The following is a 12,041-nucleotide window of genomic DNA, read 5'->3' as shown; positions in this document are numbered from 1 at the left end:
CCATCTATCCCTGTGCTTGGCGCGAACGAAGCACTTCGTACATGACAACACCCGCCGCCACGGAAGCATTCAGGGAGTTAATCTGTCCCTGCATCGGCAATTTGACCAGTACATCACACTTCTCACGAATCAGACGGCCCATACCTTTGTTTTCGTTCCCGATAACCAGTGCTACCGGTCCTGTGAATACACCATTGCCAAATACCGGCTCACGTGCAGTCACATCAGTACCCACAACCCACACGCCCTCTTCCTTGAGACGATCAATCGTCTGAGCCAGGTTACTAACCCTAGCAACCGGTACATATTCAGCCGCACCTGCAGAAGTTTTTGACACCGTTGCAGTCACTGCTGCTGAACGCCGCTTAGGGACAATAACACCGTGAGCCCCCGTGCAGTCAGCTGTCCGCAGAATGGAACCCAGGTTATGCGGATCTTCAATTTCGTCCAGTAAAATCAAAAACGCATGCTCATTCTTCGATTTTGCCGCTTCCAAAATATCCTCTACCTCAGCATAAGCATAAGGGGCCGCTTGCGCGACAACACCCTGATGCTGAATGCCCGGCACGGTTTGATCCAATTTGCGCTTGTCCACATGCTGAATCACGATACCGAGTTTTTTGGCTTCCGCGATAATTGGTTGGGTCAAGTGTTTCTGCGCTGTATCAGCGATCCATATTTTGTTGATGGTCCGGCCTGAACGCAGCGCCTCCGTCACGGAGTGCTTACCAGCAATCCATTCTTCTTCCATATTGCTTCGGTCCTCTCTATTACGTCCTGCATATACCTCCTAGTTGGCTTGTACCACAGGAACGACTAAGTTGTTATTTTTATTTTTTGTTTGGTGGCGGTGATTGCTGTTCTGCATGCTCAATTCCCTGCGTAATCAGTTGGATCATGCGCTCATGCCGACCACTACTGTACAGGTAACCTACAAGGCACTCTAGAGCAGTGGCGTGTCTGTATTCCAGCACATCGGCGTTCTTGGGAATACTGCCCGACTTCGCATTCCGCCCCTGTCTTACAACGTCGCGCTCTTCTTCGGTCAATTGTTCCTCGATCCCTGTAAGGATACGACTCTGTGCCTTGGCTGATACAAGACCCGTCGCACTGCGATGCAAGTGATTCGGACGCATATTGGCTTTGGACAACAGATACTGCCTTACCGCTACCTCATACACTGCATCACCGATATAGGCGAGTGCAATCGGAGGAATCAATCTTGCAGGCCGGGAAGGCGGGTACGGAAACCACCCTCCCTGTGCCACAGCCTCTGTCTGCTCTTCAGCAGGCCGTTCCCCCTGCTCCGAATGATCGACAGAATCAGACAAATTTTTCACCTGGTCCTCGTTCATTTGCGCCGCCATCTCATCCCTTGAGCCGTATCTTCAAGCAGGATGCCCTGCGCTGACAATTCGTCTCTAATTTCATCAGCCCGTGCCCAGTTCTTGGACTTGCGCGCTTCCGTACGCTCTTCAATCAGGCGTTCAATCTCTTCATCCAGGAGCTCCGGTTCTGCTTCCGTATAAATGCGAAGCACCGCATTCAACTCACCAAACAGCTCAAGCAATGCACGAATTTCCGCAGCGTTTACGACTTCTTTTTGCAGCAGCTGGTTTGCTTCCGCAGCCCATTCGAACAATGCGGTAATTGCATCCGGAGTATTGAAATCATCCTGCATTTTCTCGTGATACTGCTGACGAATCTGCTCCAGTTTAGCAGCAAATTCCGCTGTAATATCCTGATCTACTGTTACTGCCTGCAAACGATGCTTCAGATTGCCAACGGCATTCGCGATCCGATCCACACTGTTTTGCGCTTGCTCCATTGTATCTTCGGTAAAGTTAAGCGGATTTCGGTAATGTGTCGAAAGCATGAAATAACGAATAGCTTCACGTTTGTACTGGGTTCGAAGGTCTTTTACAAGCACTCCGTTACCGAGTGATTTCGACATTTTTTCGTTATCGATACGGATAAATCCGTTATGCATCCAGTAGTTGGCAAGCGGTTTGCCCGTCAGCACCTCGGATTGTGCGCATTCGCACTCATGGTGAGGGAACTGCAGATCCTGTCCACCTCCATGGATATCGAGCGTATCTCCCAGGTATTCACGCGCCATAGCAGAGCATTCGATATGCCAGCCCGGACGACCATTGCCCCAAGGACTGGACCAGTAGATCTCACCTGGTTTAGCTGCTTTCCAGAGCACGAAATCTTCGGGATGTTCTTTGCGCTCATCTACACCAATCCGGATACCGAACTGCAATTCCTGCAGATTCTGCTTCGACAGCTTGCCGTACTCTTCGAATTTGCCTGTGCGGTAATATACGTCCCCACCATTTTCGTAAGCAAAGCCTTTTTCAACCAACTCACGGATAAAATCGATAATGAGCGGCATATTCTCTGTAACTCTCGGATTGCTGCTGGCTTTGGGAATCCCCAATCCCTCAATATCCTCGTAGTACGCAGCAATAAACTTCTCCGCAACATGAGGAACGTCAGTACCCAGCTGTTCGGCTTTGCGAATTAATTTATCATCAACATCCGTGAAGTTTACAACGTAGTTCACTTCATGTCCTGTCTGTTCCAAGTAGCCGCGAACGGTGTCGAAAAAAATAACCGGACGTGCATTCCCGATATGAATGTAATCATACACTGTCGGTCCGCACACATACATTTTTACCTTCCCCGGTTCTTGGGGAACGAAATTCTCTTTGGTACGACTCATCGTATTGTAAATTTGAAGCGTCATGGTCACTTTCCTTTCATTCATACTTCCCTATTTATTTATTGTATCACGCGAAGTCTCATTCTTACGGCTATCCTGTAGTGTACGCACTTCTTCACGCAATCGTTCGATCTCTTGCTGCATACTGCGCAGAGAGTCAATGACCGGATCGGGCAGCTGCTGATTCAGACGATCCACCCGGCGTCCGTCCTGCTTGACGATTCTTCCCGGTATGCCTACAACTGTACTGTTGGATGGCACTTCTTTCAATACGACCGAGTTGGCTCCAATGTTACTTTGATCACCAACGCTGAATGAACCGAGCACTTTGGCTCCCGATGAGATAACCACATTATTGCCAATCGTCGGGTGCCTCTTTCCTTTTTCTTTCCCTGTTCCGCCAAGTGTAACCCCCTGGTAAATAACAACATCATCGCCAATCTCACAGGTTTCACCAATAACTACACCCATTCCGTGGTCAATAAACAGCCGATTCCCTATGGTCGCTCCAGGGTGAATCTCGATTCCTGTCATAAAACGGCTGATCTGCGAGATGAACCGGGCAACCGAGAACCATTTGCGTTTATAGAAAAAGTGCGCGATCCGATGAGCCCATATCGCATGCAGCCCCGAATAGGTAAATACAACCTCGAACCATCCCCGGGCAGCCGGATCGTTTTCAAACACCGCCTGGATATCTGATCTGATCTTCTTGAACATGCTCGTTCCCCTCTTGTTCAGGTCTTCGTCCTCCGGCATACCGGACGGCGCAGCCCTCTTGGTAGTGTACTGCTGACTCGCCCCAAACAAAAAACGCCTCTGCAGCATAATGCTGCAGAGGCGTTAATCGCGGTCCCACTCTGCTCGGCCTAAACTTATGTATCAGAATTAGACAGTCAGCGAATGGCTGCCACCTGTTCTGACAAATAAGAATGAACCCTCAAGCGGTTCGGTAACGGAAACCAACCGTCACAACCTATCCTGACGTTTTCCTCTCCTACACGTACAAGAGGCGGGGCCGGATTCGGCTATGCAGCTCACGGGCGCATTTCGACCGACGGACAGTGGATGGCTCACAGCCACCGCAGCATAAGAAATTTATTCTTCGTTGCGGGACCATCCTCTCTGGAACTGTCCAATTCGGTTTACTCCTCCCGGTCTTTGCTGTTCTATGATGAATGCTGAAACATGTCATTTAACCTTTGTGTTGCTATTATAGCGAAAAGGTACTGGACTGACAACAACCTTGCAATAACTTCATCCCCAGGCGATAACGACCCTCACCGGCGGCAGTACCAGGATGTACAGCGTTCCTGGATTACGCGCCTTTCACCTGTGCATGCAGACGCTCAACAACCGTATCCCGGCCGAGCAGTACAATGGTTTGATTCAGGTCACGTCCATGGGTCTGTCCAGTCAATGCTACACGGATAGGCATAAAGAGCTGTTTGCCTTTAAATCCGGTTTCCTTCTGTACTTCCTTGATCAATGCGGCCATTTTACTTGGGGTAAACTCTTCACTCGCCTGCACTTTGTCGGCAAAGGCCTTCAGAACAGTTGGCACCTGCTCTTCTCCAAGCACGGCAGTCGCTTCTGCATCCAGCTCCAGATGGGAGCGGAAGAACACTTCAGACAGTTCCACAATGTCGGAGGCTGCAGTCATTTGCTCCTGGTACAGATGAACGAGTGTATACGCCCATTCCTTCTGCTCAGGGGACAGCTCAGCTGCAATGCGTCCTGCCTTTTGTAGATGCGGAATCGCCATTTCAGCAATACGATCCGGGTCTGCATGTTTAATATAGTGATTGTTCAAGTGCGCCAGCTTATGCGTATCAAATACAGCCGGGCTCTTGGACAAACGTTTGGTATCAAAGATGGAGATCAACTGTTCCTGCGAGAAGATCTCTTCTTCCCCTTCCGGCGACCAGCCAAGCAGGGAAATGAAGTTGAACATCGCCTCTGGCAAGTAGCCGAGCTGATCATATTGTTCGATAAACTGAATGACGGATTCGTCCCGTTTACTCAGCTTCTTGTGATTTTCATTCACGATTAGGGTCATATGACCGAATTGCGGCGGCTCCCAGCCGAGCGCTTCATAGATCATCAGCTGACGCGGCGTATTAGAGATGTGATCTTCCCCGCGAAGAACGTGGGAGATTTTCATCAGGTGATCATCCACTGCAACGGCATAGTTGTACGTGGGAATGCCGTCTTTTTTCACAATGACGAAGTCCCCGGATTCCTTGCTGTTAAATGAAATGGTGCCTTTAACCATGTCATCGAACGTATATGTGCGCTCTTCCGGTACACGGAAACGAATGCTCGCAACGCGGCCTTCCGCTTCAAAAGCACTGATCTGCTCTGGCGTCAGGTCGCGGTGTTTGCCCGAATAACGCGGCGTTTCTCCACGTGCCGTTTGCTCCTCGCGCTCTTGCTCCAGCTCTTCTTCCGTGCAGAAGCAGCGGTAAGCCAGACCTTTGTCCAGCAGCTCCTGGGTGTATTTGCGGTAAATATCCAAACGTTCCGTCTGACGATAAGGTCCGTATTCCCCGCCTACATCAATGCTCTCATCCCACTCGATTCCGAGCCATTTCAAATATTTAAGCTGGCTTTCCTCGCCACCCGCAATGTTCCGTTTTACGTCAGTATCTTCAATACGAATGATAAATTTCCCGTTATTATGCTTGGCATACAAGTAGTTAAAGAGCGCCGTACGGGCATTCCCGATATGCAGGTGTCCCGTTGGACTCGGCGCGTAACGCACACGAACTTCTGTGCTCATAAAATATCCCCTCCGTATACTAGTTGGTTGATAATATCACACACGAACAAGGCAAACAACCGATTGGGCCGCAATCCCCTCTCCCCGTCCAGGGAATCCGAGCTGCTCCGTAGTCGTTGCTTTGACATTGACCTGATCAACATCCGCTTCCAGCGCCTTGGCAATAACCTCGGCCATCTGTGGAATGTAAGGTGCCATTTTCGGTTTCTGCGCAATAATGGTGGAATCGATGTTGCCCAAACGATATCCGCGCTCTTTCACGAGCTGCCATACATGCTCCAGCAGTTTGAGGCTATCCGCGTCCTTGAACTCCGGATCGGTGTCCGGAAAGTGTTTGCCAATGTCCCCAAGTGCAAGTGCACCCAGAACGGCATCACTGATGGCATGCAGCAGCACATCTGCATCCGAGTGACCAAGCAGTCCTTTTTCATAAGGAATCGTTACCCCGCCAATGATGCACGGACGTCCCTCCACCAATTGGTGTACATCAAATCCCTGTCCTACACGTATCATCGCTTCTTCTCTCCCCCAAGCAAAAACGCGGCATATTCCAAATCTTCCGGCGTCGTTAATTTGATGTTGGTATAACTTCCTTCCACAACCTGGACGGACATACCCTGGCGCTCAGCCAGCATGGCATCATCCGTCCCCAGAAATCCGTCCCTTGCGGCCGACTCGTAAGCAAGCAGCAGTGAAGAAAGACGAAAAGCCTGCGGGGTTTGAATACTCCACAGACTGCTGCGGTCAGGCGTCGCCGTAACGATTCCTTCCGCATTCACTTGTTTAATCGTATCTTTAACGGGAACGGCAAGTACAGCGGCTCCCCCCGACATCGCGGCCTCCATGCAACCTGTAATCTGCTTACGGTCAACAAAAGGACGTACCCCGTCGTGAACGAGAACCCAATCCGTCTGTAAAGCCTTCAGGCCTTCATGAACAGAATGCTGTCTCTCTTTCCCTCCGGGGATGACACGGACACGCGACTCCAGTCGGTATTCTTTTACCCAATCCAGGCAGCGTTCAACATCTGCGGCTCCGGTTACCAGCACGATCTCGCTGATCTCGTCCAGAGCGGCAAACACTTCAAGCGTATGTATGAAAACGGGCTTGTCCTGCAGCAGCAGAAACTGCTTGCTCTCGGTTGTTCCCATCCGGGTTCCCCGACCTGCTGCCACAATGACGACACCCCACCCTTTATCCATGCCGTAATCCCTGCCTTGTCTGTCAGTTTATCGTTCTACGATACTGAATATCTTCAAGCGATATAAATATCGGTGAACGATACACTACCCATCATACCCCTTTATTGGGCTTTTTCCAACAGTTTAGGCTTGGCAAAAATCATTCTTCCCGCGGAAGTCTGCAGCACACTGGTTACCAACACTTCCATCATCATGCCGATATACTCGCGTCCGCCTTCCACGACAATCATCGTACCGTCATCCAGATAAGCTACACCTTGGCCATGCTCCTTGCCATCCTTGATGATCTGCACCATGATCTCTTCACCAGGCAGCACCACAGGCTTCACCGCATTCGCCAGATCGTTGATGTTCAGTACAGATACACCCTGGAGCTCGCAAACCTTGTTCAGGTTAAAGTCATTGGTAACCACCTTGCCCTGAAGCACTTTGGCGAGTTTGACCAGCTTGCTGTCCACTTCCGATATTTCTTCGAAATCCCCTTCGTAAATGAGAACCTTCACGTCGAGTTCTTTTTGGATTTTATTCAAAATGTCGAGTCCGCGCCGTCCTCTATTCCGCTTCAGCAGATCCGAGGAATCTGCAATATGCTGAAGTTCTTCCAGGACGAATTCCGGAATCACAATTGTACCTTCGATAAACCCAGTCTTGCATATATCTGCAATACGGCCATCAATAATGACACTGGTATCCAAAATCTTGTGTTCTTCCATCCGTCTGTCTTCATCCAGCTCGGGGTGTCCCCATCGCCCAGACATCCAGAATGCAGCGAGGTCGTCTTTCTTCGCCATAGCTAGCATGTACCCCGAATAACCGCTTACGGCCGTCAGAGCCACCTGAAGCACCTCTCCTGCTGTTCCTAGCCAAGTCAGACATGGATAGAGCAGCAAGGCCACCAGTAACCCTGCAACGGTACCTGCTGCGCCAGCAGCCAGTTCGTTCATCGGTATTTTAGCCAAAGCATCAATCCCATTTTGCAGCCTGCTTGCCAGTAAGGTTCCACCAATATTACATACAGCCATAAACAATACAGCGCCCAGTGCCGTTGCTACCCCTGCCCCCAGCAGCCCTGCTGACTGAATCCATTCAGCCATCCACGGGACGGATTTTCCTGCCAGATGATATGCCGTGTAGCCAAACCATGCACCGCACAATCCTGTAAAAGTTAAAATGCCTTTTTTCCACATATGTCCCTGCACCTCCTTCAATTGTTCTTCATCTTCATATCCAGTATGATCCAATTGTTGGATTGCTAATCCCGGTTACAAGAACTTTTTGGAAATGTTTGCAATCGTCAGTTGAAAGAAGGTAAATTATTGGCATATAATGAATTCAATTCATATCCCGAGGTGAGTAGCAAAATGAGTACGCTAAGTTTACAGGCTTTTCAGGATCAGGTTTCCGAGCTGTTGCTGCGTCATCGCAGTCTGATTGATGTACTGTCCAAAACAGGACAAGCCGGAGCTTCTGTCAATCGTGCCGTGTCCAAGGCCATTACCGAATGCGGCTGCATTGAGCTGCACGCCACCAAGCAGAAATATGCCCCCGAGAGCGGTATTGCTCAAACCAAGGGCCTGCTGGAAACGCATGTGGAAGGTGAATTGTGTGAGAATTGCAAAGAGGTCATCAGCTCCGAACTGGGGCGGAACCTGTTTTATATGTCAGCTCTCTGTAATCTGCTGGATATCAACATGGAAGAAGTCGTGAATCACGAGTCACAGAAATGTTCGACGTTAGGGATGTTCAATTTGTCGTAAATGATTGGCGAAGTTGCCGTACAAGAGTAGGTACCGTATAGATTCGAATCAACAAAAAAAGCACGTACGCTCCTAAAAGGAGAATGCGTGCTTTTTCTTATTCATCCAAGGCAAGTATGCCAATCCGTAAACCATTACCGATCGGAAGGACGGGAAGACTTCTCTTCCTTGCGCTTCTTCGCCCGGTTGCGGGAAGCTGCCGTGCGCATATTATGCTTCATTCCATATAGAGCGTACAGCACCAATGGTATAAAGATCAGCTTCGACAGCTGTTCCGGAAAAATGACGGCAACCGCTACAGCGAATACAACCACCCAAGGGGCGATCCAGATCGCTTTTCGCGGCAAACCGACCTTTTTGAAATTCGGATATTTAAGCGAGCTGACCATCAGATAGGATAATAACAATGTAGCTATCATCATGCTAACAGGACCAATATCCTTGTTAAACAACGTCAGCGTTGCAAGCACACCTCCAGCTGCCGGAATGGGCAGGCCGGTGAAGTATCCGGGAATTCCCGGTCTTACATTAAAGCGTGCCAGCCGAATGGCTCCGCAAATGGGGAAGCTTGCCGTAGCGATCCAGGCGAGAACCGGTGATGCATCCTGGAAGGAAACCATAAACATAATGAGTGCCGGGGCTGCACCAAACGAAACCATGTCAGACAAAGAGTCAAGCTCCTTGCCAAATTCACTTTGAGCATTGAGTGCACGCGCTACCCGTCCATCCAACCCATCCAGCAGCATCGCCACAATCACCATAATCGCAGCCAGGCTATAATTCCCATCAATTGCAAGCAGTATCGCCATCATTCCAAGAAACAGATTACCCAAGGTAAAGAGGTTCGGAATGAATCTGGTTAACATTGTTGTTTCACCTCATCATCTTCAGGGCCGTTATAGGCAAACCTATACTGATAGCTCTGGATTACATTTGTCTGTCGATAAACATTTGCTCCTGCAGACGCTTTAGCCCTTCTTTAATGGTCCGGGCACGTACCTCACCAATACCGTCGACTTCATCCAGCTCTTCAATCGTTGCCATAATCACATGCGGCAATTGTTCAAATTGGTCCACAAGGTTATGAATAATGACATTCGGAAGGCGTGGTATCTTATTCAATACCCGATATCCGCGAGGTGCAACCGAATCTTCCGATGTAGCAGCCGATGAAGGATAGCCGAGCAGACGGACGATGTGATGCGCATCCAGCAATTCATCATCTGACAGACGCTTGAGGCCCACGATAATTTCGCGGATCTTCTCGTCACTATCATCTCGTGCATAGTCCTTGTACAGCAACCACGCTTCTTCTTCCGTTGTTCCAACCAATTCCTCCATTTGCATGGAGATCAGTCGTCCTTCATTCCCAAGTTCATGGATGTAGCGCTTGATTTCCGTTTTGATGCGCATCACCATTTCCGTACGCTGAATGACATTTACCACTTCAGGGATGGTGACAAGTTCTTCGAACTCCGAGGCACTTAGATTCGTAAGGGATTGGGTAAGTACAGCTTTGTACTTCTCCAGCGTTTGAATCGCCTGGTTAGCCTTCGTCAGAATAACTCCAATTTCCTTGAGCGAATATCTAAGCGTTCCCTGATATAAGGTAATAATATTCCGGCGCTGCGAGATGGATACGACCAATTTGCCCGTTTGCTTGGCTACACGTTCTGCTGTCCGGTGACGGATCCCTGTCTCAGAGGAAGAGATGGAGGAATCGGGAATAAGCTGGGTATTGGCATACAGAATACGCTTTAAATCCTCGCTAAGAATGATGGCACCATCCATCTTGGCAAGTTCATATAGATAGTTGGGGGAGAAATCGCAATTGATCGAGAAGCCCCCGTCGACCACTTCCATTACTTCAGGGCTGTATCCTACAACAAGCAGTGCCCCCGTCTTGGCGCGCAGCACGTTCTCCAGACCTTCGCGGAAAGGTGTACCTGGTGCGATCAGCCTCAACAATTCATTCATATTATCCAGTTGGCTCGAATCTTTCATCTTGTTATGCCCCCTAATCTAAAGCAACCGCTAGTGCATCTGCCACGGTATTCACACCGATCAGTTGTATCCCGCGAGGATGTTTCCAGCCCTTTAAGCTTTTCTCCGGTAAAATGACTCGTTTGAAGCCCAGTTTCTCGGCTTCCTTCACACGTTGTTCAGCCCGTGATACGGCCCGAACCTCACCTGTCAAACCAATTTCGCCAAATATTACGTCATCTGGCTTGGTCGGCACATCCCTCAGACTGGATGCTATGCTGACGGCAACCGCCAAATCCACCGCCGGTTCATCGAGCCGAACTCCCCCGGCCACATTCAGGTACGCATCCTGCGTTTGCAAAAACATGCCCATCCGCTTCTCAAGCACCGCAATAATCAGGTTCAGCCTGTGATGATCAATCCCTGTTGCCATACGGCGGGGAGACGGGAAATGTGTCGCAGAGATGAGCGCCTGCAGCTCAACCAGCATCGGTCTAGTGCCTTCCATACTTGCAACTACCGTAGAACCCGCTACACCGAGCGGTCGTTCCGACAAAAAGAGTTCGGAAGGATTGCCCACTTCACGCAAGCCATCTTCGCCCATTTCGAAAATACCGATTTCATTGGTTGAACCGAAACGGTTTTTGACAGCACGTAACAGTCTATACGTATGATGACGTTCCCCTTCAAAGTAAAGAACACAGTCAACCATATGTTCCAGCATACGCGGACCAGCGATAGCTCCTTCTTTCGTAACATGCCCCACAAGCACGGTTGCAATGCCTCGGCCTTTGGCGATCCGCATAAACCGGGAAGTACATTCCCTTACCTGTGCTACGCTACCGGGTGCACTGGTGACTTCTGGAAGATAAACCGTTTGAATAGAGTCGATGACAAGAAAATGCGGCTGGATCTGCTCCACCGCTTCCTCTACACGTTCCATATTCGTTTCACACAGCACATACAGTTCAGGAGAGAGTGCATCCAGACGGTCAGCCCGCAATTTGGTCTGTTTCACCGATTCCTCACCCGAAACATATAACACGCGCAAACCAGAATGCGTTAGAGCATGCGAGGTTTGCAACATCAGCGTTGATTTTCCGATTCCCGGATCTCCGCCTACTAACACGAGAGAACCCGGAACAATTCCGCCACCCAATACCCGGTTCAGCTCTCCGATTCCAGTCTGCACACGCGGTTCCTGACCGCTATCTATATCTATGATGGGAAGCGGTTTATCTTTACTGTCAAAGAGGGGGGAATTTCTCCCTTGTGTTTTGACAACTGTTTCCGTTTCTTCCACCATGGAATTCCATGACTGACACCCCGGACATTTGCCGTACCATTTGGGGGCTTCATAACCACATTCCGTACATTGAAACTTGGTTTTAACTTTGGCCACTTCAGCACTCCTAGGATTTATTTTATAACAGCATTTTGCATTTTTCGACGAATTTTGCCCTGAATTTCTGACGTGCAGGGTTAATAAAAGTTTACCATTGTTTGAGATTTTTCGTAAAGGATTATCGTAAACTTTACACATGTTCCTTGAACAACAATAAAATAAAAAATCCTCTCCGGCCGAAGCC

At 49.4% G+C, this 12,041-nt stretch carries 12 protein-coding genes; 1 reads left to right on the top strand and 11 read right to left on the bottom strand.

Annotated features, from left to right (window positions below; genetic code table 11):
* Positions 1–4: 4 nt before the first annotated feature.
* The 8 genes from rlmB to ABIC22_RS12855 all read right to left on the bottom strand — a co-directional run bounded on the left by rlmB (position 5) and on the right by ABIC22_RS12855 (position 7,899).
* Positions 5–751, bottom strand: coding sequence for a 23S rRNA (guanosine(2251)-2'-O)-methyltransferase RlmB (rlmB, locus tag ABIC22_RS12890; protein WP_154896978.1), 747 nt, complete (start codon positions 749–751; stop codon positions 5–7).
* Between the two features lie 79 nt (positions 752–830).
* Positions 831–1,355 (bottom strand): Mini-ribonuclease 3, encoded by a 525-nt coding sequence (locus ABIC22_RS12885; protein WP_154896979.1) that lies wholly within the window; start codon positions 1,353–1,355, stop codon positions 831–833.
* Positions 1,352–2,752 (bottom strand): cysteine--tRNA ligase, encoded by a 1,401-nt coding sequence (gene cysS / locus ABIC22_RS12880; protein ID WP_354481285.1) that lies wholly within the window; start codon positions 2,750–2,752, stop codon positions 1,352–1,354. Before cysS ends, ABIC22_RS12885 begins: the two co-directional genes overlap by 4 nt.
* Positions 2,753–2,779: 27 nt before the next feature.
* Positions 2,780–3,448: a serine O-acetyltransferase gene (gene cysE / locus ABIC22_RS12875; protein ID WP_154896980.1), complete on the bottom strand. Its 669-nt coding sequence runs from the start codon at positions 3,446–3,448 to the stop codon at positions 2,780–2,782.
* A 598-nt stretch (positions 3,449–4,046) separates the two neighbouring features.
* Positions 4,047–5,510 (bottom strand): glutamate--tRNA ligase, encoded by a 1,464-nt coding sequence (gene gltX, locus ABIC22_RS12870; protein ID WP_127540925.1) that lies wholly within the window; start codon positions 5,508–5,510, stop codon positions 4,047–4,049.
* Between the two features lie 36 nt (positions 5,511–5,546).
* Positions 5,547–6,023 carry a 2-C-methyl-D-erythritol 2,4-cyclodiphosphate synthase gene (gene ispF / locus ABIC22_RS12865; protein ID WP_354481281.1) on the bottom strand — a complete coding sequence of 159 codons (477 nt, stop codon included), beginning with the start codon at positions 6,021–6,023 and terminating at the stop codon, positions 5,547–5,549.
* On the bottom strand, positions 6,020–6,712 hold the full coding sequence (gene ispD, locus ABIC22_RS12860; RefSeq protein WP_336784375.1) for a 2-C-methyl-D-erythritol 4-phosphate cytidylyltransferase: 693 nt from the start codon (positions 6,710–6,712) through the stop codon (positions 6,020–6,022). The genes ispF and ispD overlap by 4 nt, the downstream gene beginning before the upstream one ends.
* A 101-nt stretch (positions 6,713–6,813) precedes the next feature.
* Positions 6,814–7,899: a PIN/TRAM domain-containing protein gene (locus ABIC22_RS12855; protein WP_127540921.1), complete on the bottom strand. Its 1,086-nt coding sequence runs from the start codon at positions 7,897–7,899 to the stop codon at positions 6,814–6,816.
* A 174-nt stretch (positions 7,900–8,073) separates the two neighbouring features.
* On the opposite strand from ABIC22_RS12855, the gene ABIC22_RS12850 reads away from it, so the two are divergent.
* Complete coding sequence (locus ABIC22_RS12850) at positions 8,074–8,469, top strand: nucleoside triphosphate pyrophosphohydrolase family protein (protein WP_095293446.1); 396 nt, start codon at positions 8,074–8,076, stop codon at positions 8,467–8,469.
* Positions 8,470–8,603: 134 nt separating this feature from the next.
* On the opposite strand, the gene pssA is transcribed toward ABIC22_RS12850, so the two are convergent.
* The 3 genes from pssA to radA form a co-directional block, all read right to left on the bottom strand.
* The gene (gene pssA, locus ABIC22_RS12845; protein WP_095293436.1) at positions 8,604–9,335 is read right to left on the bottom strand and encodes a CDP-diacylglycerol--serine O-phosphatidyltransferase; all 732 of its coding nucleotides are present in this window, start codon (positions 9,333–9,335) and stop codon (positions 8,604–8,606) included.
* A gap of 61 nt (positions 9,336–9,396) precedes the next feature.
* Positions 9,397–10,473, bottom strand: a complete 1,077-nt coding sequence (gene disA, locus ABIC22_RS12840; RefSeq protein WP_127540919.1) for a DNA integrity scanning diadenylate cyclase DisA — start codon at positions 10,471–10,473, stop codon at positions 9,397–9,399.
* Positions 10,474–10,486: 13 nt separating this feature from the next.
* On the bottom strand, positions 10,487–11,854 hold the full coding sequence (gene radA, locus ABIC22_RS12835) for a DNA repair protein RadA (RefSeq protein ID WP_095293438.1): 1,368 nt from the start codon (positions 11,852–11,854) through the stop codon (positions 10,487–10,489).
* Between the last annotated feature and the right edge of the window lie 187 nt (positions 11,855–12,041).

The sequence above is a fragment of the Paenibacillus sp. PvP094 genome, assembly GCF_040546835.1.
GTDB classification, from domain to species: domain Bacteria; phylum Bacillota; class Bacilli; order Paenibacillales; family Paenibacillaceae; genus Paenibacillus; species Paenibacillus illinoisensis.
Note: the sequence above shows the minus strand (reverse complement) of the source record. Positions and strands in the feature narration are given on the sequence as shown.

Excerpts from the sequence above, each read along its gene's own strand:
- disA (WP_127540919.1), bottom strand. The coding sequence starts at position 10,473 with ATGAAAGATTCGAGCCAACTGGATAATATGAATGAATTGTTGAGGCTG.
- ABIC22_RS12855 (WP_127540921.1), bottom strand. The coding sequence starts at position 7,899 with ATGTGGAAAAAAGGCATTTTAACTTTTACAGGATTGTGCGGTGCATGG.
- ABIC22_RS12850 (WP_095293446.1), top strand. The coding sequence starts at position 8,074 with ATGAGTACGCTAAGTTTACAGGCTTTTCAGGATCAGGTTTCCGAGCTG.
- gltX (WP_127540925.1), bottom strand. The coding sequence starts at position 5,510 with ATGAGCACAGAAGTTCGTGTGCGTTACGCGCCGAGTCCAACGGGACAC.
- ispF (WP_354481281.1), bottom strand. The coding sequence starts at position 6,023 with ATGATACGTGTAGGACAGGGATTTGATGTACACCAATTGGTGGAGGGA.
- ABIC22_RS12885 (WP_154896979.1), bottom strand. The coding sequence starts at position 1,355 with ATGAACGAGGACCAGGTGAAAAATTTGTCTGATTCTGTCGATCATTCG.
- pssA (WP_095293436.1), bottom strand. The coding sequence starts at position 9,335 with ATGTTAACCAGATTCATTCCGAACCTCTTTACCTTGGGTAATCTGTTT.
- rlmB (WP_154896978.1), bottom strand. The coding sequence starts at position 751 with ATGGAAGAAGAATGGATTGCTGGTAAGCACTCCGTGACGGAGGCGCTG.
- cysS (WP_354481285.1), bottom strand. The coding sequence starts at position 2,752 with ATGACGCTTCAAATTTACAATACGATGAGTCGTACCAAAGAGAATTTC.
- ispD (WP_336784375.1), bottom strand. The coding sequence starts at position 6,712 with ATGGATAAAGGGTGGGGTGTCGTCATTGTGGCAGCAGGTCGGGGAACC.
- cysE (WP_154896980.1), bottom strand. The coding sequence starts at position 3,448 with ATGTTCAAGAAGATCAGATCAGATATCCAGGCGGTGTTTGAAAACGAT.